Origin of the sequence: Kocuria sp. LHG3120 (assembly GCF_049897445.1) — a bacterium.
Lineage (GTDB): Bacteria > Actinomycetota > Actinomycetes > Actinomycetales > Micrococcaceae > Kocuria > Kocuria rosea.
The window spans coordinates 85545-111427 of the sequence record NZ_JAFCWG010000002.1; the positions used below are offsets into that span (position 1 = coordinate 85545).

The following is a 25883-nucleotide window of genomic DNA, read 5'->3' on the forward strand; positions in this document are numbered from 1 at the left end:
GCCGGCGCCGCGCTCAGCTCCGGTGCGGCTCGTGCCGGCCGGCGGTCGTGAACATCGCGCGCAGCTGCGCCTCGCCCTCCGTGGTGGAGACGAAGAACAGCTGGTCGGCGCCCTCCACCACGTCGTCCCCCGAGGGGGTGATGGGCACCCCGTCGCGCAGGATGGCCACGAGGGTCACGTCCGGCGGCCACGGCACCTGGGAGACCATCGTGGCGATGATGGGGTGCTCGTGCGGCACCGTGTAGGCGGAGAGGGTCGCCCCGCCCGTCTGCAGGGTCAGCAGGCGCACCACGTCGCCGACCTCGACCGCCTCCTCCACGAGCGCGGTCATCAGCCGCGGCGTGGACACGGCCACGTCCACCCCCCACGCGTCGTCGAAGAGCCACTCGTTCTTGGGGTTGTTGACCCGGCCCACCGTGCGGGGCACGCCGAACTCGCTGCGGGCCAGGAGGGAGACCACCAGGTTCGCCTTGTCGTCGCCCGTGGCGGCGACGACGACGTCGGTCTCCTCCAGCCCGCCCTCCCGCAGCGTGGAGAGCTCGCAGGCGTCACCGATGATCCACTGGGCCCCGCGCAGGTCCGAGCGGCCGATGACCTCGGGCTTCTCGTCGAAGATCACCACCTCGTGCTGGTGGGACAGCAGCTCCCGGGCGATCGAGGCGCCCACGGCGCCCGCGCCCACGATGACCACGCGCATCAGGATCCTCCCCGGGAGGTGTCGTCGGAGCCGGGCGCGTCGTCGGACTCCCGGCGCAGGGAGTTGGCGAAGTCGAGCACGTCCGGGCCGGGCGGGCGGGACAGGACGCGGGACACGGCCTCGACGTCGTCGGTGCGCATCATGGCGTGCACCACGTCCCCCTGCTGGTAGCTCATGTCGGGACCCGGCAGCACGCCCTCCCCGAAGCGCGTCACGAACGCGATCCGCACCCCCGTGGCCTCCTGGATCGCGTCCAGGTGCAGCCCGGACCACGAGTCGTCCAGGGACAGCTCGCCCAGCTGCAGCCGTCCCGAGGCCTCACGGAAGTCGGCCGTGATCGTCTGCTCGGGCAGGATCCGGCGCAGCGCCTGGTCGGCGCTCCAGCGCACGGCGGCGACGGTGGGGATCCCCAGCCGCTGGTAGAACTCCGCCCGGGAGGGGTCGTAGATGCGGGCCACCACGTGGCGGACCTTGAACGTCTCGCGCGCCACGCGCGCCGCGATGATGTTGGAGTTGTCCCCGCTCGAGACGGCCGCGAAGGCGTAGGCCTCCTCGATCCCGGCCCGGCGCAGCACCTCCTGGTCGAAGCCGAGGCCGGTGACCTTCTTGCCCTCGAAGGACTTGCGCAGCCGCCGGAAGGCGCGGTCGTCCTGGTCGATCACCGCCACGGTGTGCCCGGAGTCCTCGAGGGTGTGGGCGACCATCACGCCGACGCGCCCCACTCCCATGATCACGAAATGCGCCATGCCTCTCAGCCTAGGTCACCCCGGGGGGCGCGGCCCGCACGGGGCGCGGCGGACAATCGGTGCGGGACGGACTACCGTGGGGAGCCGTGCAGAGCATTCCCCGGGCGCTGAGGCGAGCCCTCGTCGGCAAGCCCATCCACAACGAGCGGTTCAGCGACGCCGTGCTGCCCAAGCGCACGGCGCTGCCGGTGTTCTCGGCGGACGCCCTCTCCTCGGTGGCCTACGCCCCCGACGAGATCATCCTCACCCTCGCGCTCGCGGGGACCACCGCCGTGGCGGTCTCCCCGTGGGTGGGCCTGGCCGTGCTCGTGGTGCTCACCGTGGTGATCACCGCCTACCGGCAGAACGTGCGCGCCTACCCCTCCGGCGGCGGCGACTACGAGATCGTCTCCAAGAACCTCGGCCGCACCGCGGGGGTGGGCGTGGGCGCGGCCCTGATGGCCGACTACGCCCTCGTCGTGGCGGTGTCCATGGCCACCGCCGCCCAGTACGTCACCGCGGCGCTGCCCGCGCTCGCCGGGCGGCGGGTGGAGCTGGCCGTGGCCGGGATCCTCTTCGTGGGACTGCTCAACCTGCGCGGGCTGAAGTTCATGGGCCGGGCCGCGGCCGTGCCCACCTACTTCTTCCTCGCGGTCCTGACCGCGCTGCTGCTCGTGGGCCTGGGCCAGGACCTCACCGGCTCCCTGGAGGACGCCCCCAGCGCCGGCCGGGAGGTCCTGCCGGCCGCCGGATTCGACGCGGGGCTGGCCGGTCTCGCGGGGGCCCTGCTGGTGCTGCGGGCCTTCTCGTCCGGGGCCGTGGCGCTGACCGGCGTGGAGACCATCACCAACTCGGTGCCCTACTTCCGCAAGCCCCGCGCCGCCAACGCCGCGGCCACCCTGGGCGTGCTCGGGGCGATCTCGGCGGCCCTGCTGGCCGGGGTGCTGTACCTCGCGGACCGCACGGACGTCGTGGTCGTCGGCGACCCGGAGGAGCAGCTGCTCGTCGACGGCCGGCTCCCCGGCCCCGACTTCTTCCAGGACCCCGTGCTGGGCCAGCTCGCGAAGACCGTCTTCGGCACCGACTCCCTGTGGTTCTTCGTGCTCGTGGCCGCGACGGTGGGCGTGCTGATCCTCGCCGCGAACACCGCCTTCTCCGGCTTCCCCACGCTGGCGTCCCGGCTGGCGCGGGACGCCTTCCTGCCCCGGCAGCTGCAGGCGCGCGGGGACCGCTTCGCGTTCACCAACGGCATCCTGCTGCTGCTGCTCGTCGCCGTGGTGCTCACCGTGGCGTTCGGGGCCAACGTCAACAGCCTCATCCAGCTCTACATCGTGGGCGTGTTCGTCTCCTTCACGCTCACCCAGGCCGGCATGGTCCGGCACTGGGCGCGCGTCCGGCGGATGCGCCCGCACCCCGGGGTCCGCCGCGAGCTGTTCGTGCGCCGTGCCGTGGCCCTGGTCGCCTTCGTGCTGTGCGCGGCGGTGCTCGTCGTCGTCCTCGTCACCAAGCTCACCCAGGGCGCGTGGATCACCATCGTGGCCATCGTGGTCCTCAGCGCGGTCATGGCGGGGGTCCGGCGGCACTACGACGCCGTGGACGCCGAGCTCGCGCTGCAGCCCGACTCCCCGGTCCGGGCCCTGCCCTCGCGGGTGCACGCCATCATCTACGTCTCCTCCGTCCGCAAGCCCCTCATGCGCGCCCTGGCCTACGCCCGGGCGTCCCGGCCCTCGACCCTCGAGGCCGTCGTCGTGGACACGAACGCCGCCGCCACCCGCCGGATCCTCGACGAGTGGCGCCGCCTCGAGATCCCGGTGCCCGTCACCGTGCTCCACGCGCCCTACCGGGACACCATCGGCCCGGTCCTCGACCACGTGCGCGGGGTGCGCCGCAAGTCGCCCCGGGACCTGGTCGTGGTGTACCTGCCCGAGTACGTCGTGCGGCACCGGTGGGAGCGGCTGCTGCACAACCAGGCCATCCGGCCGCTGCGGGCCCGCCTGCACCAGGAGCGCGGGGTCATGACGGCCTCCGTGCCCTGGCACCTGTCCTCCGCCTCCGGCCAGGACACGGGTCCCGAGTCCGCCCCCGAGCAGAGAGCGTCCCGCCCGTGACCCCGTCCCACCCCCCGGCCCCCGCCGAGCCCGCCGCCCCCGTCGAGCTCGAGCTGCGCCTGGGCCCCGTCGCCCACGGCGGCCACACCGTGGCCCGCACCGGCGAGGGCCGCGTGGTGTTCGTCCGCCACGGCCTGCCCGGCGAGCGCGTCCGCGTCCGCCTCACCGACAGCGGCCCCGAGGCCCGGTTCTGGCGCGGCGACGTCGTGGCCGTCCTCGAGGCGGACCCCCACCGGCGGACCGAGCACGTGTGGGCCCCGGCCGACCCCCTGCTGACCTGGCGGCGCGGCGAGCCGCCCGTCGGCGGCGCGGAGTTCGGCCACGCCGAGCTGGAGGCCCAGCGCGCCCTCAAGGCCGCGGTGGTGACCGAGCAGCTCACCCGACTGGCCGGGCTCGAGACCGAGCTCGTCGTCGAGGCCGTGCCGGGGGAGGACCCGCAGGGCCGCGGCTGGCGCACCCGGGCGCACTTCGCGGTCGATCCCGCGGGGCGGATCGGGATGCACCCCCACCGCAGCGCGGCCGTCGTCCCGGTGGACGGCTTCCCGCTCGTGGTCCCCGCCATCGACGCCCTGCGGCTCGGGCGGCTCGACCTGCGCGGGGCGGAACGGGTCGACGTCGCGGCCCCCGCCGACGGCGGGACGCCGCTGGTGCACCTGAGCCTGGCCGCCGGGGCCGACCCGCACCGGCTGCGCCGCGAGCTGGCACGGCTCACCGCGGACCAGGACGTCTCCGTCACCGCCCGCGCCGAGGGGCAGCGCGAGCCCGAGACGTGGGCGGGCCGGCCGTCGGTCGCCGAGCACGTGGGCCCGCACCGGTGGGAGGTCTCCGCCGAGGGGTTCTGGCAGATCCACCGCGCCGCCCCCGCCCTGCTGCACCGGGAGGTGCCCGCGGCCGCCGCGGCGCGCCGAGGGGAGCACGCCCTCGACCTCTACGCCGGCGCCGGACTGTTCACGGCCGCGCTCGCGGACGCCGTGGGGGAGACGGGCACGGTCCTGGCCGTCGAGGGCTCGCCGGTCACCAGCGCCGACGCCCGCCGCGCCTTCGCCGGCCGGCCAGGGGTCCGCGTCGAGCGCGGGAGCGTCGACAAGGTGCTCGCCCGGACCTGGCCGCAGGCGGCGCCGGCCCGTGGCCGCCGGCCGGCGCGGGGCGGCCGCCCGGCCCGGCGCGGCGCGGCCCGCCCCGACGTCGTGGTCCTGGACCCGCCCCGGGCGGGCGCCGGGCGGACCGTCGTGGACCAGCTCGTGGCGCTGGCCCCGCGCCGGATCGTCTACCTCGCGTGCGACCCGGCCACGCTGGCGCGGGACCTGGGCCGGTTCCGCCGCGCCGGGTGGCACGTGCGGTCGGTGCGCGCCTTCGACATGTACCCGAACACCCACCACGTCGAGACGCTGGCGGTCCTGGAGCCCTGACGGACGCCGCCGCCCGCTGCGTGACGGCGACCGCCGGGAGTCGTTCGGAGTCACCGGGCTCACACGGGCTACACTGGCGGATGACTGTTCACGGGAGAACCTCCGGCCCTTCGCCGGTGTCCTCCCGCGGGCGTTTCCAAGACGGTGGCGAGAGGAGTTCCACGCATATGAGCACAGTGGACAGCTTCGGGGCCAAGGGCGTACTCGACGTCAAAGGCACCGAATACGAGATTTTCCGACTGAACACGCTGGAGGGTGCGCAGAAGCTCCCGTACAGCCTGAAGGTTCTGCTCGAGAACCTGTTGCGCACCGAGGACGGCGCCAACATCACCTCCGAGCACATCGAGGCCCTGGCCAACTGGGACCCCACGGCCGAGCCCAGCATCGAGATCCAGTTCACCCCGGGTCGCGTGATCATGCAGGACTTCACGGGCGTGCCCTGCATCGTGGACCTCGCGACGATGCGCGAGGCCATCGCGGACCTCGGCGGCGACCCCGCCCGCGTGAACCCGCTCGCCCCGGCCGAGCTCGTGATCGACCACTCCGTGCAGATCGACTCCTTCGGGACCTCGGACTCGATCGGGATCAACATGGACATCGAGTACCAGCGCAACGGGGAGCGCTACCAGTTCCTGCGCTGGGGCCAGACGGCGTTCGACGACTTCAAGGTCGTCCCCCCGGGCATGGGCATCGTCCACCAGGTCAACATCGAGAACCTGGCGCGCGTCGTGATGACCCGCGAGGTCGACGGCGTGCTGCGCGCCTACCCGGACACCTGCGTGGGCACCGACTCGCACACCACCATGGAGAACGGCCTGGGCGTGCTCGGCTGGGGCGTGGGCGGCATCGAGGCCGAGGCCGCGATGCTCGGCCAGCCCATCTCCATGCTCATCCCGCGCGTGGTCGGCTTCAAGCTGACCGGCCAGATCCCGTCCGGGGCCACCGCCACCGACGTGGTGCTGACCATCACCGAGATGCTCCGCGAGCACGGCGTGGTCGGCAAGTTCGTCGAGTTCTACGGCGAGGGCGTCGGCGCCGTGCCTCTGGCCAACCGCGCCACCATCGGCAACATGAGCCCCGAGTTCGGCTCCACCGCCGCGATCTTCCCGATCGACGACGTCACCCTCGAGTACCTGCGCCTGACCGGCCGCTCCGACGAGCAGATCGACCTCGTCGAGGCGTACGTCAAGGAACAGGGCATGTGGCACGACCCGTCCGAGGAGATCACCTTCTCGGAGTACCTCGAGCTGGACCTCTCCACCGTGGTCCCCTCGATCTCCGGGCCGAAGCGGCCGCAGGACCGCATCTCGCTCACCGACGCGAAGGCGCAGTTCCACGAGGACATCAAGAACTACGCCACGCACGTCGACGACAACGCCTCCGGCGACACCGTGGACGACGTCGCGGCGCAGTCCTTCCCGGCCTCGGACGCCCCCGGCTACACCGCGGACGACCACCAGTCGGAGGCGGACCGCCCCCGCGAGCACCACGCCTACGCCGAGAACGGCCGCCCGACCAAGCAGGTCCCCGTGACCATGCCCGACGGCCGCGAGTTCGAGCTCGACCACGGCGCGGTGTCCATCGCGTCGATCACCTCGTGCACCAACACCTCGAACCCGTCGGTCATGATGGCCGCGGCGGTGCTGGCGCGCAACGCCGTCGAGAAGGGGCTCAAGGCCAAGCCCTGGGTCAAGACCTCGATCGCCCCGGGCTCGAAGGTCGTCACGGACTACTACGAGAAGTCCGGTCTGGTGCCGGCGCTCGAGGAGCTCGGCTTCTTCATCGTGGGCTACGGCTGCACCACCTGCATCGGCAACTCCGGTCCCCTCGAGGACGAGATCTCCCAGGCCATCCAGGACAACGACCTGGCCGTGACCTCGGTGCTCTCGGGCAACCGCAACTTCGAGGGCCGCATCAACCCGGACGTGAAGATGAACTACCTGGCGTCCCCGCCGCTGGTCATCGCCTACGCCCTGGCCGGCAACATGGACTTCGACTTCGAGAACGAGTCCCTGGGCCAGGACGCCGACGGCAACGAGGTGTACCTCAAGGACATCTGGCCGGACCCGGCCGAGGTGCAGAAGATCATCGACGCGTCCATCGACACGGAGATGTTCACCCGCGAGTACGGCGCCATCTTCGACGGCGACGAGCGCTGGCAGAACCTGGACACCCCCACCGGCAAGACGTTCGAGTGGAACCCGGAGTCCACCTACGTCCGCAAGCCCCCGTACTTCGAGGGCATGACGATGGAGACGACCCCGGTCGAGGACATCACGGGCGCCCGCGTGCTGCTGAAGCTGGGGGACTCGGTCACGACCGACCACATCTCCCCGGCGGGCTCGTTCAAGTCCGACACCCCGGCCGGCAAGTACCTCATCGAGAACGGGGTCCAGCGCAAGGACTTCAACTCGTACGGCTCCCGCCGCGGCAACCACGAGGTCATGATCCGCGGCACCTTCGCCAACATCCGGATCAAGAACCAGCTCCTGGACGGCGTGGAGGGCGGCTTCACCCGGGACTTCACGCAGGAGGGCGGCCCGCAGGCCGCCGTCTACGACGCCTCGATCAACTACCAGGAGGCCGGCGTCCCGCTGGTCGTGCTGGGCGGCAAGGAGTACGGCTCCGGGTCCTCCCGCGACTGGGCCGCGAAGGGCACCTCCCTGCTGGGCGTCAAGGCCGTCATCGCCGAGAGCTACGAGCGCATCCACCGCTCGAACCTCATCGGCATGGGCGTGCTCCCGCTGCAGTACCCGGCCGGGGAGTCCGCGGACTCCCTCGGCCTGGAGGGCACGGAGACCTTCGACATCCATGGCGTGACCGGGCTCAACGAGGGCACCACCCCGAAGACGCTCAAGGTCACCGCCACGAAGGAGGACGGCTCCACCGTCGAGTTCGACGCGGTCCTGCGCATCGACACGCCGGGCGAGGCGGACTACTACCGCAACGGCGGCATCCTGCAGTACGTGCTCAGGAACATCGCGAAGTCCTGATCCCAGGGCGTTCGCAGCACGCAGGGGCCCGGTCCGGGAACGGACCGGGCCCCTGCGCGTCGTCGGCCCTGTCGGGGCGAACGAGTAGGATCGGGGGAGCGCGCCGCCCCGGCCCCCCGGGACCGACGGCGCGAGCGACCACGACGCCGAGGACTGCGGGAGAAACCATGAGCGTGCTGGAGCGGGTGTCCGGGCCCGAGGACCTCGCGGGACTGAGCCGCGCGGAGCTGGGCCGGCTGGCCGAGGAGATCCGCGAGTTCCTCGTCACCCACGTCTCCGCGACGGGCGGCCACCTGGGACCCAACCTGGGCGTCGTCGAGCTGACCCTCGCGGTGCACCGGGTCTTCGACTCGCCCAAGGACTCCGTCGTCTTCGACACCGGGCACCAGTCCTACGTGCACAAGCTGCTCACCGGCCGCAAGAACTTCGAGACCCTGCGCCAGGAGGGCGGTCTCGCCGGCTACCCGGACCGGCGCGAGTCGGAGCACGACATCGTCGAGTCCTCCCACGCGTCCTCCTCCCTGTCCTGGGCCGACGGCATCTCGCGCGGCTACGCGATGACCGGTCAGCACGACCGGCACACGGTGGTGCTGGTGGGGGACGGGGCGCTCACCGGCGGGATGGCCTGGGAGGCCGTCAACAACATCGCCTCCGACCGCGACCGCAAGGTCGTCATCGTGGTCAACGACAACGGCCGCTCCTACGCCCCGACCGTCGGCGGCTTCGCCAACCACCTCGCGGAGCTCCAGGCCAGCGTGCAGCAGGGCGTGGACGCCGTGCGCACCGACCGCCGCTACGAGCAGACCCTCGAGACCGTGAAGGACCTGCTGAAGCACTCCGGCCCCGTCGGGGAGATGTTCTACCGCGGTCTGCACGGGATGAAGCAGGGCATCAAGGACGTCGTGGTGCCCCAGGGCATCTTCGAGGACCTCGGCATGAAGTACGTCGGCCCCGTCGACGGGCACGACCTCGAGGCCGTCGAGCAGGCCCTGGGCAACGCCAAGAACTACGGCGGGCCGGTCATCGTGCACGCGATCACCGAGAAGGGCCACGGCTACGGGCCCGCCACCGCGAACGTGGACGACCAGTTCCACGCCGTGGGCGTCATCGACCCCGTCACCGGCCGCTCCACGGCCACGAGCTCCGAGCGCAGCTGGACGGCCGTGTTCCGCGACGAGATCGCCCGGATCGCCGACGAGCGCGAGGACGTCGTCGGCATCACCGGCGCCATGCTCATCCCCGTGGGGCTGCAGAAGATGCAGGCCGCCCACCCCGACCGGGTCGTGGACGTGGGCATCGCCGAGCAGCACGCCATCGCCATGGCCGCCGGCATGGCCTACGGCGGCCTCCACCCCGTGGTGGCCCTCTACGCGACGTTCCTCAACCGCGGCTTCGACCAGCTCCTCATGGACGTGGCGCTGCACCGGGCCGGCGTCACGGTCGTCCTCGACCGGGCCGGGGTCACCGGCCCGGACGGCCCCAGCCACCACGGCATGTGGGACCTCGCGCTGCTCCAGATCGTGCCCGGGCTCCACCTGGCCGCACCGCGCGACGAGCCCACCCTGACCGAGGAGCTGCGCGAGGCGGTGGCCGTCGACGACGCCCCCACCGTCATCCGGTACCCCAAGGGCGCCGTGGGCGCCCCCGTCCCGGCCGTCGAGCGGCTGGCGGACGGGGTGGACGTGCTCGCGCGCCGCGGCGGCGAGAGCGGGACCGAGGGCGCCCGCCGGGACGTCCTGCTCGTGTCCGTCGGCGCCATGAGCGCTCTGGCGCTGGACGTGGCCGACCGGCTCGAGGCCCACGGCGTCACCTCCACCGTGGTCGACCCCCGCTGGGTGCTGCCCGTGCCGGCCTCGGTCATCGAGCTCGCCGCCCAGCACCGGATCGTGGTGGTCGTCGAGGACGGCGTGCGCGCCGGCGGGATCGGCTCCCGGATCCGCCAGGAGATGCGGGCGGCGGGCGTCGACACCGCCCTCAACGAGGTGGGGCTGCCCACGGAGTTCCTCCTGCACGGCTCCCGCTCCCAGGTCCTCGCGCGGGTCGGCCTGACCGCCCAGCGCGTCGCCCAGGACACGCTGGCCTCCGTGCTCGGCACCCGGGTGCCCTACGCGCGCCCGGTGCAGGGCGCGGCCGCCGGCCAGGGTGCCGTGCCCGACACGGCCGAGGACGCCCGCGGGGCGTCGCTGCCGCGGTCGCACCGGGGCTGAGCCCCGCTCAGCCGAGCAGGATCCGCCCGTCCGCCACGCTCGCGGGGTACGGCTCCAGCCCGGACTCGGCGGGTCCGGCCAGGACCTCGCCGGTCGTCAGGTCGAACTGCGAGGAGTGGCACGGGCAGACGTAGAGCTCCTCCTGCGGGGCCACCATGCACCCCTGGTGCGGGCACACGGGGGAGAACGCGACGACCGTGTCCGGGTCCGGGCGGCTCACGACGGCCTGTACGCCGTCCCGGTCGAACTTCACCGCTGAGCCCACCGGCAGGTCCTCGAGGGCGCCCGCGTCCACGGGGCCGGACGCTGCGGGGGCGGGGCCGCCGCCCGTCGACGGCGGGGCGTCGGCGGCGCACGCGGTGAGCGCCGCGGTCGAGCCGGCCCCGGCCAGGCCGAGGACCGTGCGCCGGGACGGGGCGGACGGGGTGGTCGGGCGCTCGGGCATCGGGGTCCTCTCGACGGCGGGGTGCGGGTCCGCCGTCAGTCTAGGCGCCGGGCCCCACCCCCGGGTGCTGCCTGCCCGAGGGCGCCCCGTGCGGTGATCGCTGTGAGCGGAGCCGCACGGGGCCGGTGTCCGCCGCGCCGGTTCATCAGTAGGATGATGAAGACATCAGTCAGCGGGACGGGCCGTGCACGACCGGCTCGTCCTCGGGCCCGGCCGCCGCGCCGGGACGGACGGAAGGACAGCACCATGATCAAGCGACTCATCTTCGTCACCGGATTCGGGGTCGGCTTCGTGGTCGGCTCGGCCTCGGGCCGCAAGAGCTACGAGGCCCTCAAGCAGAACGCCGTGAAGACGTGGCACGACCCCAAGGTCCAGGAGAAGGTCTCCGAGGGCACCGACTGGGTGAAGTCCGAGGTGCCCGTGGTCGGCGGGAAGCTGGCCGACAGCGCCAAGAAGGCCGCCGACACGGTGGGCACCAAGGCCGCCGACGCCTCCTCGTCCGTCAAGGAGAAGGTCTCCGGGTCCTCGGCCGGCACGGAATCCTCCAGCGGTGCCGCCGCCACCGGGGCTTCGACCGCCGGGACCTCGACCACCGGTTACGCCGATCTGCAGGACGCGAAGCCGGTGACCCCGGAGAGCCCCCTGGACCCGGCCGAGCCGCACCCGGCCCCCGGCGACACGCAGCACTGACCCGCCGGCGCCCGCCCGCAGCACCGCTGCCGCAGGGCGCGGGCCGCGGGGCGAGCGGAGCCCGGCCCGCACAGGAGGAAGGGCCCCGGCCGTCGGCCGGGGCCCTTCCTCCGTCCCCGGAGGGAGCGGCTCACGCTGCGGGCTCGTCCTCGTCCCCGGCCGGCGGCTGGTCGCGCTCCACCTGGCGCGCCGCGCGCTTGCGGGCCCGCAGCTCCCGCCAGGCCGGGCCGAGGACCGGGGCCGTCAGCTCGACCTGCCACCGGCGCGCCCCGAGGTCCCGCAGGCGGTCCGCCACCGCCTGGTCGGTGGTGCTCTTCGGCGGCTGCCAGCAGAAGCGCCGCAGGTGCTCGGGGGTGAGCAGGTTCTCGGTGGGCAGCTCGTGCGCCTCGGCGAGCTCGGCCACGAGCGGCTTCAGGACCCGCAGCCGTGCTGCGGCCTCGGGGCGCTTGACCTCCCACGCCTTCACGGGCGGCAGGGCGTCGGACTTCACGGTGAAGGGGACGAGCTCCGTGGCCGTGCGGGCCTCGGCGATCGCCCGCAGCCACCGGGGCGCCTCCCGCGCCGCGAGCCGGCCGTGGAAGCCGGGGGTGTCGAGGAGCTGCGGCACGGTGCGCGGCATGGCGGCCGCGGCGGCGACCAGGGCGGCGTCGGGCAGCAGCCGGCCGGGGGCGACGTCCTTGTGCTGGGCGAGCCGCTCCCGCTCCTCCCACAGCCCGCGCAGCGCGGTGAGCTGGCGCCGGCCCTTCACCTTGTTGATCCCCGACGTCCGGCGCCACGGGTCCTGGCGCGGGGGAGCGGGCTCGGCGGTGCGCACGGCCTCGAACTCCTGGAGCGCCCAGTCCAGCTTGCCCTTCTCCCGCAGCAGCTCCTCCATGGCCCAGCGCAGCTGGATGAGCATCTCCACGTCGAGCGCGGCGTAGTTCAGCCAGTCCCTCGGCAGGGGCCGCTTCGACCAGTCCACGGCGGAGTGCTCCTTGGCCAGCGTGTAGCCCAGCAGCTCCTCCGTCTCCGCGGCCAGGCCCACGCGCCGGAGCCCGGCGATGCGCCCGCCCAGCTCGGTGTCGAAGAGCCGGTCCGGCTCCATGCCGAGGGCGCGCAGGGAGGGCAGGTCCTGGGTGGCGGCGTGCAGCACCCACTCGACGCCGGAGAGCGCCTCGCCCAGCACGGCCAGCGAACCGGTGGCCTCCGGGTCGATCAGCACGGTGCCCACGCCCTCGCGCCGCAGCTGCACGAGGAAGGCGCGCTGCCCGTAGCGGAAGCCCGACGCCCGCTCGGTGTCGATCGCCGCCGGGCCGGAGCCCGCGGCGACGGCGGCGGCGGCCCGCTCCAGTCCTGCCACGGTGTCGATGACGGGAGGGATCCCGTCGAACGGCGCCGCGAGGTGGACGCTGTCGGGGATCTCGAAGTCCTCGAAGCCGGCGACCACGGGGGTCGAGGGCTCGTCGGGCGCGGATCGGCGGTCGGCTGGGCTGGTCAAGGAGCGTCTTCGATTCTGTGTCGGCCCCGGCGGGGCGCGGTCGGTTCGGTGGTCAGCGGCGCGGGTGCAGCACGGTCACGCCCCGGGGGTACGGCGGCAGGCCCGCGAAGGTGCAGACCGTGTCGGCCCAGGCCGCCAGGTGCGGTGCCACGTCGGAGCCGTCGGGCGTCCAGGAGGCCCGCAGCTCGACGTCGGCCCCCTCCTCCTGGTCGCCGAGCAGACCGAAGCCCTCGGCGAGGACCCGGGACGCGGTGCCGCCCTCCCGAGAATATCCGGCCCGGTGGCGTTCCAGGGCCTCGAGGAGCCAGGTCCACGCATTCGCTCCCGCCGTGTCGTCGCAGCCGATCTCGCGGCTCGCGGCCGCGCGGGCCCAGGTGACGATGCGGAACGGTCCGCCCCACGCCGTCGGCTCGGACGGGTCGTGCAGGAGCACGAAGCGTCCCGTGGCGAGCTCGTCCTCCGGGGCGCCGGGCGCCCGGCCCGGGACGGCGGCCGCGCCGGCGTCCCGCGCCGCTGCCGGACCGGCCGTGAGGGCCGGGGCGCGGGACGGTGCGGGCGGTCGCCGCACCTCGGCGCGCACCGCGGCCGCGAACGGCGCGAGGTGCGTCGGGGCCGGGATCGCCGTGAGCTCGACGCCCTCCCGGTGGCCGGTGCGGCGCAGCTGCTCGAGGGCGTCCTGGAAGTCCTGGTACACCTCGGTCAGGCCGTTCACCGCGCTCACACTGGAAGGGTAGGCCGTCGGGGCGTCCCGGCCCCTCGTGCCACGCCGCGAGCGCGCGATCGGCGTGGTCCCGGTCACCCCGGTCCCGTCCGGGCGGGACCGCTCAGGAGCCGGCGGGCACGAGGCGGACGGAGACGGAGTTGATGCAGTACCGGAGATCCGTGGGGGTCGGGAAGCCCTCGCCGCCGAAGACGTGGCCCATGTGCGAGTCGCAGGCGGCGCACCGGACCTCCACCCGCTCCATGCCCAGGGCGGTGTCCTTGATGTAGCGGACCCGGTCCTCGGCCAGCGGCGCGTAGAAGGAGGGCCAGCCGCAGTGCGCGTCGAACTTGGTGTCGGAGCGGAAGAGCTCCGCCCCGCACGCGCGGCACTCGTAGACGCCCTCGGCCTTCGTCTCCCAGTACTCGCCGGTGAAGGGCCGCTCCGTGCCCGCCTCGCGCAGCACGTGGTACTCCTCCGGGGACAGGATGGAGCGCCAGTCCTCCTCGGTCCGTCCGGTGGCGTCGGGGCGGTCGCCGTGCCTGGTGGTCTCGCTCATGGTGTGATCCTCCGGGATGTGGTCGGTGCTCCGGGCGGCGGTCCCCGCACGGGGCCCGCCCGGCGGTCCGCACGGGGCGGCGCGGGGCCTGCGGGGCGCGGACCGCCCGGCCAGCACAACGACGCGTCCCTCCCGGTTATGCCCGGGCTGCGTGGAAGACTGGGGGGCATGCCCCGTCGCCCCCTGCCGGTCCCCGCCGCCCCCGAGCCCCAGTCCGCGACGCAGTGGGCGCGCGGCGCCGTGGTGGGCGCGGCCGTCACGGTGGGGGCGGCGTCCCTGTCCTTCGGGCTCTCGAGCGCGGCGGCCGCCTACTTCGCGCGGCAGGTGGTGGTCCCGCCGAAGTACCGCTCCGAGGACCTGCAGATCCTCGGCGTCACCCGTACCGGCGAGGACGGCGACCCGTCCGCGACGACGCTCGTGCGGCTCCCCGCCACGGTGGACACGACCGTGGCGGGGACCTACAGCCTGCGCTTCGACGCGGGCCGCGGTCACGCCCGGATCGGCGCCATCCGCTCCTACTCCCCCCGGGAGGGCACCGTGACCCGGGTGGTCGAGGAGGTCTACTCGGGGGACCTCTCCCGGGCGACCCGCGGCTTCTGGTCCGGGACGGTCTACCCGGACCCCGGGGCGGCGGGCCTGCCGTTCGAGGAGGTGGAGATCCCGATCGAGGTCGGGCCGGCGCCCTGCTGGGTGGTCCCCGCGGAGGGCGGGCCGACCCCGGAGGGTGAGCGGCCCCGGGTGCTCCCGGGTCCGTGGGCGATCATGGTGCACGGGCGCGGCGCCAACCGGATGGAGACGGTCCGTGCCGTGCCGGTGGCGCGGGAGCTCGGGCTGACCTCCCTGCTGATCTCCTACCGCAACGACCGGGAGGCGCCGCCCACGCACGACTTCCGGTACGGGCTGGGCTTCACGGAGTGGAAGGACGTGCAGACGGCGATCAGCTACGCGAAATCCCGCGGCGCCACCCAGATCGTGCTCTTCGGCTGGTCCATGGGCGGGGCGATCTCGCTGCAGACGGCTGACCTGTCCTTCTACCGGGACGACATCGCGGCCCTCGTGCTCACCGGCCCGGTGGTCGACTGGTTCGAGCTGATCGCCCACCACTCCCGCTCCCGCCGGATCCCCTCGGGGATCGGCCGGCTGGCCACGAACCTGATCTCCCACCCGGCGGGGCGGATGCTGACCGGTCTCGCCGCTCCGGTGGACCTCCAGGCCCTCGACTGGCTCTCCCGGTCCGAGCACCTGCGCACGCCCACCCTGGTGCTGCACTCCGTGGACGACGAGTTCGTCCCGGCCGCCAGCTCCCGCCGGCTCGCGGAGCTCAACCGGCTCGTGGAGTTCGTGCCCTTCGCCCGCGCCCGGCACACCAAGGAGTGGAACGTGGACCCGCAGCGCTGGGAGGACGCCGTGCGGCGCTGGCTGCCCGCCCGGCTGGCCCAGGACGCCAGGACCCTCGGGCCCGTGCGCGCGCAGCGGAGCTGAGGTCCGGTCCGGACCGCGGCGCGGGTCAGGAGCGCAGCGCGGCGGTGCGCCCGCCCGTGAGCCGCAGCAGCTCGGCCGGGGGCAGCTCGACGTCGAGCCCGCGCCGCCCGCCGGAGACGAGGACCGTGGGCCATGTCTCCGCGGAGTCGTCGAGCAGGGTGGGGGAGGGTGTCTTCTGCCCGAGGGGCGAGATCCCGCCCACCACGTAGCCGGTGCGCCGCTCCGCGAGCCGGGGCTCGGCCAGGGCGGCCCGCTTCCAGCCCAGGGCGGCCGCGGCCGCGCGCAGGGACAGCCGCGCGGAGACGGGCAGCACCGCGACCGCCCAGTCCCGCTCGTGCACGACCAGCAGCGTCTTGAACACCTGGTCCGGGTCGCGCCCCAGCGCGGCGGCGGCCTCCAGCCCGTAGGACGCGGCCGCAGGGTCGTGGGCGTACTCGTGCACGGTGAAGGCCACGCGCTCCCGCGCCAGGAGCGCGACGGCTGCGGTGGGGCCCGCACCGCGGGACGCCTTCGCCATGCCGGTGCCCCGGGGCCTCAGGCGTCCTGGAGCTCGCGGACGCGCCGCTTGATCCGGGCCAGCATCGCGGACATCCCGCGCATCCGCAGGGGCGAGACCAGCTGGGTGAGCCCGAAGCGCTCCGGCAGGTCGTCGGGGACGTCCAGGACCTGCTGGGCCGGGAGCCCGTCGAGGCCCTCGTGCAGGATCGAGGCGAAGCCGCGGGTGGTCGGGGCCTCCGCCGGGGCGGAGAAGAACAGCCGCACCGGGGCGCCGGGGCCGGGGACGGCGCCCTCCTCCCACTCGACGGTCAGGAACAGCGGCGACTGGCACTCGACCACCTGCTCGAGCTCCTCCGGGTGCTCGCCCAGGCGGTCCGGCAGCGCCGGCAGGGAGCGGGAGAAGTCGAGCAGCAGCTCGAGCTTGTCCTCCTGCGGCACGGCCGTGAAGTCCGCGACGAGCTCCTCGAGCTGGGCGGGCAGGGCCCCGCTCATCGGGCCGCCCCCGGGACCTCGCCGGGCTCCTCGCCGCGGACGATCGGCACGCGCACGGAGTTGCCCCACTCGGTCCAGGAGCCGTCGTAGTTGCGGACCCTGTCGTAGCCCAGCAGGTGCTTGAGCACGAACCACGTGTGGCTGGAGCGCTCGCCGATGCGGCAGTACGCGATGATGTCGTCGTCGGGGGAGAGCCCGACCTCGTCGCGGTAGATCGCCTCGAGCTCCTCGCGCGAGCGGAACGTGGCGTCCTCGGCGGCGGCCCGCGCCCACGGCACGGACGCCGCGGTCGGGATGTGCCCGCCGCGCAGCGTGCCCTCCTGGGGGTACTCGGGCATGTGCGTGCGCTCGCCCGTGTACTCCGGCAGGGACCGGACGTCGATCAGCGGCTGCTCGCCCAGGTGGGCCAGCACGTCCTCCTGGAAGGCGCGGATCGGGGCGTCGTCGCGCTCGACCACGGGGTAGTCGGCGCGCTCGGGCACGACCTTCTCCGTGGACAGCTCACGGCCCTCGGCGACCCACTTGTCCCGCCCGCCGTTCATGAGCCGCACGTCCGGGTGGCCGAACAGCTCGAACACCCACAGCGCGTAGGCGGCCCACCAGTTGGACTTGTCCCCGTAGACCACGATCGTGGTGTCGCGGGAGATGCCCTTGCGCGCCATGAGCTCGGCGAACTCCGCGGCGTCGACGTAGTCCCGGGTGTCGGGACGGTTCAGGTCGGTGTGCCAGTCGATCTTCACGGCGCCGGGCACGTGGCCGGTCTCGTAGAGCAGGACGTCCTCGTCCGACTCGACCACGACGACCCCGGGGTCGTCCCGGTGCTCGGCGACCCACTGGGTGGACACGAGTCGTTCGGGGTGCGCGTACTGCGCGAATTCTTCGTTGTTCTCCACGGCAACGCCCATGGGGACTCCTTCCGGGGTGGGGATCAGGGGAACGGGTCCTCGCGGACCGGCTTCCCCTCCAGGGTAGTGGTCCCGGCGGCGGACCGCCCCCGCCGGGGAGCCGCCGGGGCCCCGGCCCGGCCCTGCCGCGACCCCGTCGCGGCGGTGCCGCCGCCCTGATGACGCGGCGGGCGCGTCCCGGGCGACGGGGAGCCGGTAAAATCGCCGGAGCACGCGCGTGCGCCGCTCGGCGCGCCGAACCAGCGAACCGCCGGGCGCGGCGGACAGAGAGGTCTCCCAAGTGAGCATCCAGATCGAACACCTCACCGAGCGGCGCCCCCAGGTGTCGGCCGACGAACTGCTGTCGGCGTTCCGGCCCTCGGAGCGCTTCGGGGAGGTCTCGTTCGACACCTACCGCCCCGACCCGCAGCAGCCGTCCCAAGCGGAGGCGGTGCGGGAGCTGCGGAAGTTCGCGGAGTCCGTCAACCGCTCGACCGGCTCCGGCGGCGGGTTCTTCACGAGGCTCTTCGGCGGAGGCCCCCGCAAGGACGAGGTCCGGACGGGGATCTACCTCGACGGCGGCTTCGGGGTGGGCAAGACCCACCTGCTCGCGTCCCTGTGGCACGCGGTCCCCGGTCCCAAGGCGTTCGGCACCTTCGTGGAGTACACCAACCTCGTGGGGGCCCTGACCTTCCGCAAGGCCGTCGACGCCCTGAGCGCCTACAGCCTCGTGTGCATCGACGAGTTCGAGCTCGACGACCCCGGGGACACGGTCCTCATGTCCCGGCTGATGCGCGAGCTCGCCGACTCCGGCGTGCGGATCGCGGCGACGTCCAACACCCTGCCCGGATCGCTCGGCGAGGGCCGCTTCGCCGCGCAGGACTTCCAGCGGGAGATCCAGGTGCTGGCCGACCAGTTCGAGGTGCTGCGCATCGACGGCGAGGACTTCCGCCACCGGGGCCTGCCGCAGGCCCCGGCGCCGCTGTCCGACGGCGAGCTCGACCGGGCCGTGGAGGAGCACTTCCCGGGCCGGGTCGTGGCCGCCGACCGGTTCGCCGACCTCGTGGAGCACCTCGCGAGCGTGCACCCCTCCCGGTACCGCAAGCTCCTCGAGGGGATCGACGCCGTGGTCTGGCGCGACGTGCACACCATCGAGCAGCAGGCCGTCGCCCTGCGCTTCGTGGTGCTGGCGGACCGGCTCTACGACAAGAACCTGCCGATCATCGCCTCCGGCCGGCCCTTCGACGAGGTCTTCACGGCCGAGATGATGGCCGGCGGCTACCAGAAGAAGTACTTCCGCGCCGTCTCCCGCCTCACGGCGCTGGCCCGCGAGGGCATTCTCGGGGACGTCTCCGCGGTCTGAGCGCCCGCACCCCCTCCGGGCGCCGCGGCGCCCGGAGGGACGGGCCCACGCGTCGTCAGGACGCGCCGACGACGACAGAGGGCCCCGGCTGGAATTCCAGCCGGGGCCCTCTGTGCACTGCTCGTGCGCGATACTGGGTTCGAACCAGTGACCTCTTCGGTGTGAACGAAGCGCGCTACCACTGCGCCAATCGCGCTCACTGCTCGAAAACCATAACCCACATCCCGGCCGCGGGCCAATTCGGGGGCGGGCACGGTCCGCCGGCACCCACCGCGCCGCGGCTCCCCGGGGGATTTGGCGTTTCGGAAAAGGGTCCCGTAAAGTCTCCACCTGTCAGGAACACCGACGGGTTCCGGCGAGCGGAGCGGCTGCAAGGCCGCCCCGGACACCGATCCCGTCGACCCCTGCACGCCCCGGACCGGCGCGAACACCGCCGGAACGGTTGTGCTAGAGTTCCTGATCGGAAGATCGAGAGATCGACCGAAGCAAGACATGCGGACGTAGCTCAGCTGGTAGAGCACCACCTTGCCATGGTGGATGTCGCGGGTTCGACTCCCGTCGTCCGCTCGCAGTGATCGGCATGAACGATGTCGTGACCGACGGCCCTGTCCGCAAGGACCAGGTCCCGGTGGGGTGGCCGAGTGGTTAGGCAGCGGCCTGCAAAGCCGTCTACGCGGGTTCGAATCCCGTCTCCACCTCGGTGCACACCCACCACGCTTGACGGTATCCCTCGGGAACCGCCGGTCGAGCGCGATTGGCGCAGCGGTAGCGCGCTTCCCTGACACGGAAGAGGTCACTGGTTCGATCCCAGTATCGCGCACCACCTGGAAGGCCCCGGCTCCACGAGCCGGGGCCTTCGTCGTGCCCGGACACGGCACCGCTCGGCGGGCGCCGTGTCCGAGGCGGTCGGTACCCTGCGGGGCAGGACCCGGAGCACCGGGACCGCCCCGGGCCCCCGGGGCGAGGCGAGGGAGAGGCGACGAGCAGCGTGACACAGCCCAGGCTGGCGGAACAGACTGAGTACGGGCGGATGTACGCGAGGTCCGTGGCGGACCAGGCGACCGTCCCCTCCATCACCACGGTCCTCTCCCGGGCCGCCACGGACCTGGACGGGTGGTACGGCTACTCCGCCGCGCAGGCCGCCGTGCGGGACGACCGGCTGCGCGCGGCCCTGGGCTCGCCGGCCCAGCTGCGCGCCGTGGTGCGGGACGCGGCCAAGGCCGCCGAGCGGCACCGCGACGAGGCCGCGGCGCGCGGGGACCGCGTGCACACCTACGCCGAGCAGATCGCCCTGCGGGCCCTCGGCCGGCCCCACCGGGCCGCGGAGGCGCGGGCCGCGCTGGCCGAGCACGGCGAGGAGCGCTTCGCCTCGCGCTTCGACGAGTGGTGGGACCTCTACGCCCCCGAGCCGCTGGCGGTGGAGGTCACGGTGTGGAACTCCACCGTGGGCTACGCGGGGACCCTCGACCTCGTGGCCCGGATCGCGGGCAAGGTGTGCCTGATCGACTACAAGACGAAGGGCACGGACCGGGACGGGCGCGTGAAGTCCCTGGACCCCAAGGTCGTGACCCAGCTCGTGGCCGGGCTCAAGGCGGAGGAGTCCCTCGTGGACGCGGACGCCGGCACCTGGGAGCCGTGGGCGTACGGCGGCGCGGACCTGCTGCTGGGCGTGGCGGTCGGCGAGACGGAGGTCGTGCCCGTGCAGGCCGTTCCGGCGGTGCTCGAGCAGCACTGGTACAAGTTCTGCGCCCTGCACCGGCTGTGGACCCAGGAGACGGCCCTCGCCGCGGCCGGCCCCGCCCTGCGCCCCGTGCCGCCCCCGCCGCTGCGCGAGCAGGCGTAGGTCGGGAGCGCCCCGCGTACCCGCGGGGGGACGGGCGGCCCGTAGACTTGCCGGGTCGAGAGCGAGGTCCCGCCATGTCCGTCCTGCCCATCCGCACCATCGGTGATCCCGTCCTGCGCACCCGCGCGGAGGAGATCACGGCCTTCGACGACGCCCTGCGCCGGCTCGTCGCCGACATGCACGAGACGATGCTGGACGTCGGCGGCGTCGGCCTCGCCGCGCCCCAGGTGGGCGTCAGCGTGCGGCTGTTCACCTGGGCGGTCGAGGGCGGCGCGGGACACGTGGTCAACCCGGTCCTGGAGGTGGGCGAGGAGCCCCAGGAGGGCGGCGAGGGCTGCCTCTCCGTCCCGGGCCTGGCCTACGACACCCCGCGCCGGAACTGGGCCCGGGTCACCGGCCTCGACCAGCACGGCGCCCCCGTGACCGTCGAGGGCACCGGCCTGCTGGCGCGCTGCCTGCAGCACGAGACCGACCACCTGGACGGGCGGCTCTACGTCGACCGGCTGACCGGCGCCGAGAAGCGGGACGCGATGCGGGCCATCCGCGCCGCCGGCTACGACGGCGTGGTGCGCGGCGTGGCCGGGCAGCGCGCCGCGCACGTGGGCACCTCCTTCGGGGCCGGCTCCTTCGGCGCCGACCCGGCCTGAATCCCGCCCCTCGTCCCCACCCGTCAGGAGAGCCGTGAAGATCCTCTACGCCGGCACGCCGTCCGTCGCCGTGCCGCCCCTGGTCCACCTGGCCGAGCGGCCCGACGTCGAGATCGTGGCCGTCCTCACCCGCACCGACGCCCCCGTGGGGCGCAAGAAGGTGCTCACCCCCTCGCCCGTGGCCGAGGAGGCCGGGCGGCGGGGCCTGCCCGTGCTCAAGGCCAACCGGGTGGACGCCGAGCTGACCGAGCGGATCCGGGGGCTGGGCGCGGACGTCGCCGCCGTCGTCGCCTACGGGGCCCTGGTCCCGCAGGCGGCCCTGGACGCCGTGCCGCACGGCTGGATCAACCTGCACTTCTCCCTGCTGCCGCAGTGGCGCGGCGCCGCCCCCGTCCAGCGGGCCCTCATGGCCGGGGACACGGTGGTCGGGGCCAGCACCTTCCTGCTGGAGGCCGGACTGGACACCGGGCCCGTCCTCGGCACGATGACCGACGAGGTCCGTCCCGACGACACGGCCGGAACGGTCCTGGAGCGACTGTCCCGCACCGCGGCGCCGCTGCTGGCGGACTCCCTGCGCGCCGTGGTCGACGGCTCCGCGCGCCCGGCCCCGCAGCAGGGCGACGTGACCCACGCCCCGAAGCTCACCGCCGAGGACGGGCGGATCCGATGGTCGGACCCCGCCGTGGCCGTGGCCCACCGGGTGCGCGGGGCGACCCCCGAGCCCGGGGCGTGGACCCGGCTCGACGAGCGCCGGCTCAAGCTCGACCTCGTGCTGCCCCGGCCCGACGTCCGGGACCTCGCCCCGGGCCGGTGCGTCCTGCGCGGGGACGCCGTGCTCGTGGGCACGGGCTCGTACGCCGTCCAGCTCACCCGGGTGCAGCCGGCGGGGAAGAAGACCATGGAGGCCACCGCCTGGGCGCGGGGCCGCAGCACGGAGGACGAGGTGGTGTTCCAGTGAGCGGGCACGAGGACAGACAGGGCGGCGACCGGCGGGGCGACCGCGACCGGCGACCGGGAGGCCCGCGGCGCAACTCGAGGGGCCACGAGCGCAACCGGCGGGCGCAGTCCGACCGAGCCTTCTCCTCGTCGGCGCCCGCGGGGCGCACGCGGCGGGCCGATCCGGCCCGGCTGGCGGCGTTCGAGACCCTGCGCGCGGTGTCCGAGGAAGGCGCCTACGGCAACCTCGTGCTCCCCAAGCTGGTCCGGGCCCACCGCCTGGACCGGCGGGACGCGGGCTTCGCCACGGAGCTGGCCTACGGGGCGCTGCGCTGGCAGGGCACCTGGGACGCCGTGCTGGCCCGGTGCGTCGACCGCCCCCTGGGCGAGCTCGACGGCGCGGTGCTGGACGCCCTGCGCCTGGGCACCCACCAGCTGCTCGCGATGCGGGTGCCCGACCACGCGGCCCTCGACCAGACGGTGGGCCTCGTCCGGGCCGTCGTCGGGGCGGGCCCCGGCGGGCTCGTCAACGCGGTGCTGCGCAAGGTCGCGGCCCGGGACCTGCCCGCGTGGATCGCGGAGCTGACCGCCGACGCCGCCGACGAGACCGCCCGCCTGGGCCTGGCCCACGCCCACCCGGCGTGGGTGGTCCGGGCCCTGCGCCAGGCGCTCACCGCCCACGGGCGGGACGCCGCCGAGCTCGAGGCGCTGCTCGAGGCGGACAACGCCGCCCCCGTGGTCAACCTCGTGGCCCTGCCCGGTCTCGGCGACCTCGACGAGGCGCTCGCCGCGGGCGCGGAGCAGGGGTCGCTCGTCCCGGGCTCGGCGCTGAGCAGCGGCGGCGACCTGCACCGGCTCGCCTCCGTCCGGGAGGGCGGGGTCCGCGTCCAGGACGCCGGGTCCCAGCTCGTCGCCCGCGCCCTGCTCGCCGCCGGCCAGGACGCCGACGGCGGCGCCGGGGGCGGGCGCTGGCTGGACCTGTGCGCCGGCCCGGGCGGGAAGGCGGCCCTGCTGGCGGCGCTCGTCGACCGGCAGGGGGCGCACCTGACGGCCAACGAGGTGGCCCCGCACCGGGCCGAGCTCGTGCGCCGGGCCCTGCGGCCGGTCCCGGAGCGCGCCTGGACGGTGCGCACGGGGGACGGGCGCGCCGCCGACGAGCTGCTCGGCGGCCGCCCCGTCGAGGAGGCCGGCTTCGACCGGGTCCTCGTCGACGCCCCGTGCACCGGCCTCGGGGCGCTGCGCCGCCGCCCGGAGTCGCGCTGGCGGCGCACCCCTCGCGACCTGGCGGAGCTCGGGCCGCTGCAGCGGGAGCTGCTGCACGCCGCCCTGGACGTCGCCCGCCCCGGCGGCCTGGTCGCCTACGCGACCTGCTCCCCGCACGCGGCCGAGACCCTCGCCGTGGTCCAGGACGTGCTGGCCCGCCGCGAGGACGCCGAGCTGGTCGACGCCCTGGCGCCGGTCCGGGCCGCGGCCCTGCCCGGCAGCCTCGACGGGGACCGCGACCCGTCCCGCCCGTGGGCGGGGGAGTCCGGCCCCGCGACCGTGCAGCTGTGGCCGCACGTCCACGGCACGGACGCCATGTTCCTGGCCCTGCTGCGCAAGCGCTGAGCCCCCGACCGCCCGACCACCAGGAGTCCCCGTGCCCCGCACCTGCATCCACCCCTCGATCCTCTCCGCCGATTTCGTCAACCTCGAGACCGAGCTGGGCCGGATCGCCGCCGCCGACGCCGTGCACGTGGACGTCATGGACAACCACTTCGTCCCGAACCTGACGCTGGGCATGCCCCTCGTGGAACGGATCCTCGCCGTCAGCCCCCTCCCGCTGGACGTGCACCTGATGATCGAGGACGCGGACCGCTGGGCCGCGGGCTACGCCGAGCTCGGCTGCGAGTCGGTCACCTTCCACGCCGAGGCCGCGCGCGCCCCGCTGAAGCTGGCCCGCGAGCTGCGCGCCCACGGCGCCCGCGCCGGGATGGCCCTGCGCCCCGCGACCCCCGTGGAGCCGTACCTCGACCTGCTGCCCGAGCTGGACATGCTCCTGGTCATGACGGTGGAGCCCGGCTTCGGCGGCCAGGCCTTCCTCGACGTCACGCTGCCGAAGATCCGCCGGGCCGCCGAGGCGATCCGGGCCGGCGGGGGACGGGTGGCGCTGCAGGTGGACGGCGGGATCACGGAGGAGACCATCGTGCGGGCCGCGGAGGCCGGGGCGGACACGTTCGTGGCGGGCTCCGCCGTCTACGGCGCGGAGGACCCCGGGGCCGCGATCACGGCCCTGCGCGGGGCGGCCCGCTCCGCCCAGTCCTGAGCCGGCCGGCCGCGGGCCGCCGCGGGCACGCCCTGTGACATAATCGGGGCACGAACAACGTGTTCCGGGGTCGGTGGAAGTCCGAACCGGCGGTCACAGTCCGCGAACCGGACGACCACGTCCCTGCGGGCGCCCAGCGCCCGCACCGACGGGTCGCCCGGCCGAACCGGTGGAACTCCGGTACCGACAGTCACAGTCTGGATGGAAGGCAACACGTTCAACGGCCCTCGTGGCGCGCCGTCGACGGCACCCGCCACGGCGCCGTCCGGACCCGTGGGTCCCGACGGCGGCACCGTTGTCCTGCGCCCCGGTTCCGCCCCGGGAAAGGACGACGTGATGGACCCGCAGCACCGGACCGGCGACGACGCCGAGCGCTCGGTCATGCGGACCGCCCTGCACGCGGCGGCGCGCGGCCCGCGCGGGGCCAACCCTCTCGTCGGAGCCGTCCTCGTCGACGCCGAGGGGCGGATCCTGCACGTCGGCCACCACCGCGGGGCGGGCACCGTCCACGCCGAGGTCGACGTCCTGGAGCGCGCCGGGTCCGCCGGCACCGACCTCCGGGGCACCACCATGTACGTCACCCTCGAGCCGTGCAACCACTGGGGCCGCACCGGCCCGTGCGCCGAGGCGATCGTGGAGGCCGGTGTGCCCCGCGTGGTCTACGGCGCCCCCGACCGCACCGCCGCCGCCGCCGGCGGAGCCGCCACCCTGCGCGCCGCGGGCCTCGAGGTCCGCTCGGGGCTGCTGGCCGAAGAGGCCGAGCGGCTCAACGACCGCTGGGGTGAGACCGTGCGCGCCCAGCGCCCGTTCGTGACCCTGAAGGTCGCCCAGAGCGTCGACGCCCGGATCGCCGCCGCGGACGGGACCAGCCGGTGGATCACGTCGTCGTCGGCCCGCGAGCACGGGCACGACCTGCGCGCCCGCGCCGACGCGGTCCTCGTGGGCAGCGGCACGGTCCTGGCCGACGACCCCCGGCTCACCGCCCGCACCGGCGACGGCGGCGTGGTCCCGCGGCAGCCCCTGCGCGTGGCCATGGGCCTGCGCCCCGTGCCCCAGGACGCCGCGATCCGCGGGACCGACGGGCGGTTCCGGCACGTCGCCACCCACGACCCCCACTCCGCCCTGGCCGAGCTCTACGACGCCGGCGTGCGCCACGTGCTGATCGAGGGCGGGGCCACCGTCGCCGCCGGCTTCCTGCGCGCGGGGCTCGTCGACGAGCTCAGCCTCTACCAGGCGCCCCTCGTGCTCGGGGCGGGACGGCCCGCCTTCGAGGAGCTGGGCATCGGCACCCTCGCGGACGCCTCCCGGTGGCGGCTCGACCCCGCCGGCGGCGGGCCCGTGCAGCAGCTCGGTCCCGACCTGTGGATCCACCTGCGGCCCGTCCCGCCGGACTGAGCGGACCGCCGGCCCCGAAGACCGACAG

Annotated in this window: 22 protein-coding genes, 4 tRNA genes and 1 riboswitch; of the genes, 16 read left to right on the forward strand and 10 right to left on the reverse strand. The window is 74.5% G+C overall.

Annotated features, from left to right (window positions below; translation table 11 throughout):
• Positions 1-13 precede the first annotated feature (13 nt).
• Complete coding sequence (locus ACP7CD_RS04390) at positions 14-697, reverse strand: potassium channel family protein (RefSeq protein WP_017834178.1); 684 nt, start codon at positions 695-697, stop codon at positions 14-16.
• The gene (locus ACP7CD_RS04395; RefSeq protein WP_017834179.1) at positions 697-1443 is read right to left on the reverse strand and encodes a potassium channel family protein; all 747 of its coding nucleotides are present in this window, start codon (positions 1441-1443) and stop codon (positions 697-699) included. The genes ACP7CD_RS04390 and ACP7CD_RS04395 overlap by 1 nt, the downstream gene beginning before the upstream one ends.
• 86 nt (positions 1444-1529) lie before the next feature.
• Here ACP7CD_RS04395 and ACP7CD_RS04400 point away from each other — a divergent pair, with 86 nt between their 5' ends.
• The 4 genes from ACP7CD_RS04400 (at position 1530) to dxs (ending at position 10139) form a co-directional block, all read left to right on the forward strand.
• A complete protein-coding gene (locus tag ACP7CD_RS04400; protein ID WP_109243809.1) occupies positions 1530-3530 on the forward strand; it encodes an APC family permease in 2001 nt (666 codons plus the stop codon).
• A complete protein-coding gene (locus ACP7CD_RS04405) occupies positions 3527-4939 on the forward strand; it encodes a class I SAM-dependent RNA methyltransferase (protein ID WP_426119124.1) in 1413 nt (470 codons plus the stop codon). Before ACP7CD_RS04400 ends, ACP7CD_RS04405 begins: the two co-directional genes overlap by 4 nt.
• Before the next feature lie 167 nt (positions 4940-5106).
• Entirely contained in the window at positions 5107-7932 is a 2826-nt protein-coding gene (locus ACP7CD_RS04410; RefSeq protein ID WP_426119126.1) for an aconitate hydratase, read from the forward strand.
• Positions 7933-8099: 167 nt separating this feature from the next.
• The gene (gene dxs / locus ACP7CD_RS04415; protein WP_017834183.1) at positions 8100-10139 is read left to right on the forward strand and encodes a 1-deoxy-D-xylulose-5-phosphate synthase; all 2040 of its coding nucleotides are present in this window, start codon (positions 8100-8102) and stop codon (positions 10137-10139) included.
• Between the two features lie 7 nt (positions 10140-10146).
• Here dxs and ACP7CD_RS04420 read toward each other — a convergent pair whose 3' ends face one another.
• Positions 10147-10584, reverse strand: coding sequence for a Rieske (2Fe-2S) protein (locus ACP7CD_RS04420; RefSeq protein ID WP_095651020.1), 438 nt, complete (start codon positions 10582-10584; stop codon positions 10147-10149).
• A 246-nt stretch (positions 10585-10830) separates the two neighbouring features.
• Between ACP7CD_RS04420 and ACP7CD_RS04425 the strand changes: the two genes are divergently transcribed.
• Positions 10831-11274 (forward strand): hypothetical protein, encoded by a 444-nt coding sequence (locus ACP7CD_RS04425; protein WP_109222595.1) that lies wholly within the window; start codon positions 10831-10833, stop codon positions 11272-11274.
• A gap of 130 nt (positions 11275-11404) precedes the next feature.
• On the opposite strand, the gene ACP7CD_RS04430 is transcribed toward ACP7CD_RS04425, so the two are convergent.
• The 3 genes from ACP7CD_RS04430 to msrB form a co-directional block, all read right to left on the reverse strand.
• On the reverse strand, positions 11405-12751 hold the full coding sequence (locus tag ACP7CD_RS04430; protein WP_416374579.1) for an HRDC domain-containing protein: 1347 nt from the start codon (positions 12749-12751) through the stop codon (positions 11405-11407).
• 52 nt (positions 12752-12803) lie between these two features.
• Complete coding sequence (locus ACP7CD_RS04435; RefSeq protein WP_426119130.1) at positions 12804-13472, reverse strand: DUF3000 family protein; 669 nt, start codon at positions 13470-13472, stop codon at positions 12804-12806.
• 103 nt (positions 13473-13575) lie between these two features.
• Positions 13576-14010: a peptide-methionine (R)-S-oxide reductase MsrB gene (gene msrB / locus ACP7CD_RS04440; protein ID WP_017834188.1), complete on the reverse strand. Its 435-nt coding sequence runs from the start codon at positions 14008-14010 to the stop codon at positions 13576-13578.
• A gap of 168 nt (positions 14011-14178) precedes the next feature.
• Between msrB and ACP7CD_RS04445 the strand changes: the two genes are divergently transcribed.
• Complete coding sequence (locus ACP7CD_RS04445) at positions 14179-15492, forward strand: alpha/beta hydrolase family protein (protein WP_035924021.1); 1314 nt, start codon at positions 14179-14181, stop codon at positions 15490-15492.
• 25 nt (positions 15493-15517) lie between these two features.
• On the opposite strand, the gene ybaK is transcribed toward ACP7CD_RS04445, so the two are convergent.
• From ybaK to ACP7CD_RS04460, 3 genes are read right to left on the reverse strand one after another with little or no spacing between them, the layout of a single operon-like run.
• Complete coding sequence (ybaK, locus tag ACP7CD_RS04450; protein ID WP_115162582.1) at positions 15518-16009, reverse strand: Cys-tRNA(Pro) deacylase; 492 nt, start codon at positions 16007-16009, stop codon at positions 15518-15520.
• A 17-nt stretch (positions 16010-16026) separates the two neighbouring features.
• Positions 16027-16482 carry a SufE family protein gene (locus tag ACP7CD_RS04455; RefSeq protein ID WP_035924019.1) on the reverse strand — a complete coding sequence of 152 codons (456 nt, stop codon included), beginning with the start codon at positions 16480-16482 and terminating at the stop codon, positions 16027-16029.
• A complete protein-coding gene (locus tag ACP7CD_RS04460) occupies positions 16479-17387 on the reverse strand; it encodes a sulfurtransferase (protein ID WP_115162583.1) in 909 nt (302 codons plus the stop codon). The genes ACP7CD_RS04455 and ACP7CD_RS04460 overlap by 4 nt, the downstream gene beginning before the upstream one ends.
• Before the next feature lie 280 nt (positions 17388-17667).
• Between ACP7CD_RS04460 and zapE the strand changes: the two genes are divergently transcribed.
• Positions 17668-18729, forward strand: coding sequence for a cell division protein ZapE (gene zapE, locus ACP7CD_RS04465; RefSeq protein WP_115162584.1), 1062 nt, complete (start codon positions 17668-17670; stop codon positions 18727-18729).
• 124 nt (positions 18730-18853) lie between these two features.
• Here zapE and ACP7CD_RS04470 read toward each other — a convergent pair.
• Positions 18854-18925, reverse strand: a tRNA-Val gene (locus tag ACP7CD_RS04470).
• A gap of 298 nt (positions 18926-19223) precedes the next feature.
• On the opposite strand from ACP7CD_RS04470, the gene ACP7CD_RS04475 reads away from it, so the two are divergent.
• The 9 genes from ACP7CD_RS04475 to ribD all read left to right on the forward strand — a co-directional run bounded on the left by ACP7CD_RS04475 (position 19224) and on the right by ribD (position 25855).
• Positions 19224-19296: transfer RNA gene (locus ACP7CD_RS04475), tRNA-Gly, on the forward strand.
• A 60-nt stretch (positions 19297-19356) separates the two neighbouring features.
• Positions 19357-19427 (forward strand) — tRNA-Cys (locus ACP7CD_RS04480).
• A gap of 50 nt (positions 19428-19477) precedes the next feature.
• Positions 19478-19552, forward strand: a tRNA-Val gene (locus ACP7CD_RS04485).
• A gap of 165 nt (positions 19553-19717) precedes the next feature.
• Positions 19718-20572, forward strand: a complete 855-nt coding sequence (locus tag ACP7CD_RS04490) for a hypothetical protein (protein WP_035924018.1) — start codon at positions 19718-19720, stop codon at positions 20570-20572.
• Between the two features lie 74 nt (positions 20573-20646).
• Positions 20647-21219, forward strand: coding sequence for a peptide deformylase (gene def / locus ACP7CD_RS04495; protein ID WP_426119134.1), 573 nt, complete (start codon positions 20647-20649; stop codon positions 21217-21219).
• 34 nt (positions 21220-21253) lie between these two features.
• Positions 21254-22177 carry a methionyl-tRNA formyltransferase gene (fmt, locus tag ACP7CD_RS04500; protein WP_426119136.1) on the forward strand — a complete coding sequence of 308 codons (924 nt, stop codon included), beginning with the start codon at positions 21254-21256 and terminating at the stop codon, positions 22175-22177.
• The gene (locus ACP7CD_RS04505) at positions 22174-23763 is read left to right on the forward strand and encodes an RsmB/NOP family class I SAM-dependent RNA methyltransferase (RefSeq protein ID WP_426119138.1); all 1590 of its coding nucleotides are present in this window, start codon (positions 22174-22176) and stop codon (positions 23761-23763) included. Before fmt ends, ACP7CD_RS04505 begins: the two co-directional genes overlap by 4 nt.
• 31 nt (positions 23764-23794) lie before the next feature.
• The gene (rpe, locus tag ACP7CD_RS04510; RefSeq protein WP_017833942.1) at positions 23795-24460 is read left to right on the forward strand and encodes a ribulose-phosphate 3-epimerase; all 666 of its coding nucleotides are present in this window, start codon (positions 23795-23797) and stop codon (positions 24458-24460) included.
• A 55-nt stretch (positions 24461-24515) separates the two neighbouring features.
• A riboswitch (FMN riboswitch) is annotated at positions 24516-24679 on the forward strand.
• A 117-nt stretch (positions 24680-24796) separates the two neighbouring features.
• Positions 24797-25855, forward strand: coding sequence for a bifunctional diaminohydroxyphosphoribosylaminopyrimidine deaminase/5-amino-6-(5-phosphoribosylamino)uracil reductase RibD (gene ribD / locus ACP7CD_RS04515; protein WP_426119140.1), 1059 nt, complete (start codon positions 24797-24799; stop codon positions 25853-25855).
• Positions 25856-25883 lie beyond the last annotated feature (28 nt).

Bases quoted from the DNA above. Each gene is read 5' to 3' on its own strand.
- ACP7CD_RS04410 (WP_426119126.1), top strand. From the start codon at position 5,107: ATGAGCACAGTGGACAGCTTCGGGGCCAAGGGCGTACTCGACGTCAAA.
- msrB (WP_017834188.1), bottom strand. From the start codon at position 14,010: ATGAGCGAGACCACCAGGCACGGCGACCGCCCCGACGCCACCGGACGG.
- ACP7CD_RS04455 (WP_035924019.1), bottom strand. From the start codon at position 16,482: ATGAGCGGGGCCCTGCCCGCCCAGCTCGAGGAGCTCGTCGCGGACTTC.
- ACP7CD_RS04445 (WP_035924021.1), top strand. From the start codon at position 14,179: ATGCCCCGTCGCCCCCTGCCGGTCCCCGCCGCCCCCGAGCCCCAGTCC.
- ybaK (WP_115162582.1), bottom strand. From the start codon at position 16,009: ATGGCGAAGGCGTCCCGCGGTGCGGGCCCCACCGCAGCCGTCGCGCTC.
- ACP7CD_RS04390 (WP_017834178.1), bottom strand. From the start codon at position 697: ATGCGCGTGGTCATCGTGGGCGCGGGCGCCGTGGGCGCCTCGATCGCC.
- ACP7CD_RS04425 (WP_109222595.1), top strand. From the start codon at position 10,831: ATGATCAAGCGACTCATCTTCGTCACCGGATTCGGGGTCGGCTTCGTG.
- ACP7CD_RS04420 (WP_095651020.1), bottom strand. From the start codon at position 10,584: ATGCCCGAGCGCCCGACCACCCCGTCCGCCCCGTCCCGGCGCACGGTC.
- ACP7CD_RS04460 (WP_115162583.1), bottom strand. From the start codon at position 17,387: ATGGGCGTTGCCGTGGAGAACAACGAAGAATTCGCGCAGTACGCGCAC.
- dxs (WP_017834183.1), top strand. From the start codon at position 8,100: ATGAGCGTGCTGGAGCGGGTGTCCGGGCCCGAGGACCTCGCGGGACTG.
- def (WP_426119134.1), top strand. From the start codon at position 20,647: ATGTCCGTCCTGCCCATCCGCACCATCGGTGATCCCGTCCTGCGCACC.
- ribD (WP_426119140.1), top strand. From the start codon at position 24,797: ATGGACCCGCAGCACCGGACCGGCGACGACGCCGAGCGCTCGGTCATG.
- ACP7CD_RS04395 (WP_017834179.1), bottom strand. From the start codon at position 1,443: ATGGCGCATTTCGTGATCATGGGAGTGGGGCGCGTCGGCGTGATGGTC.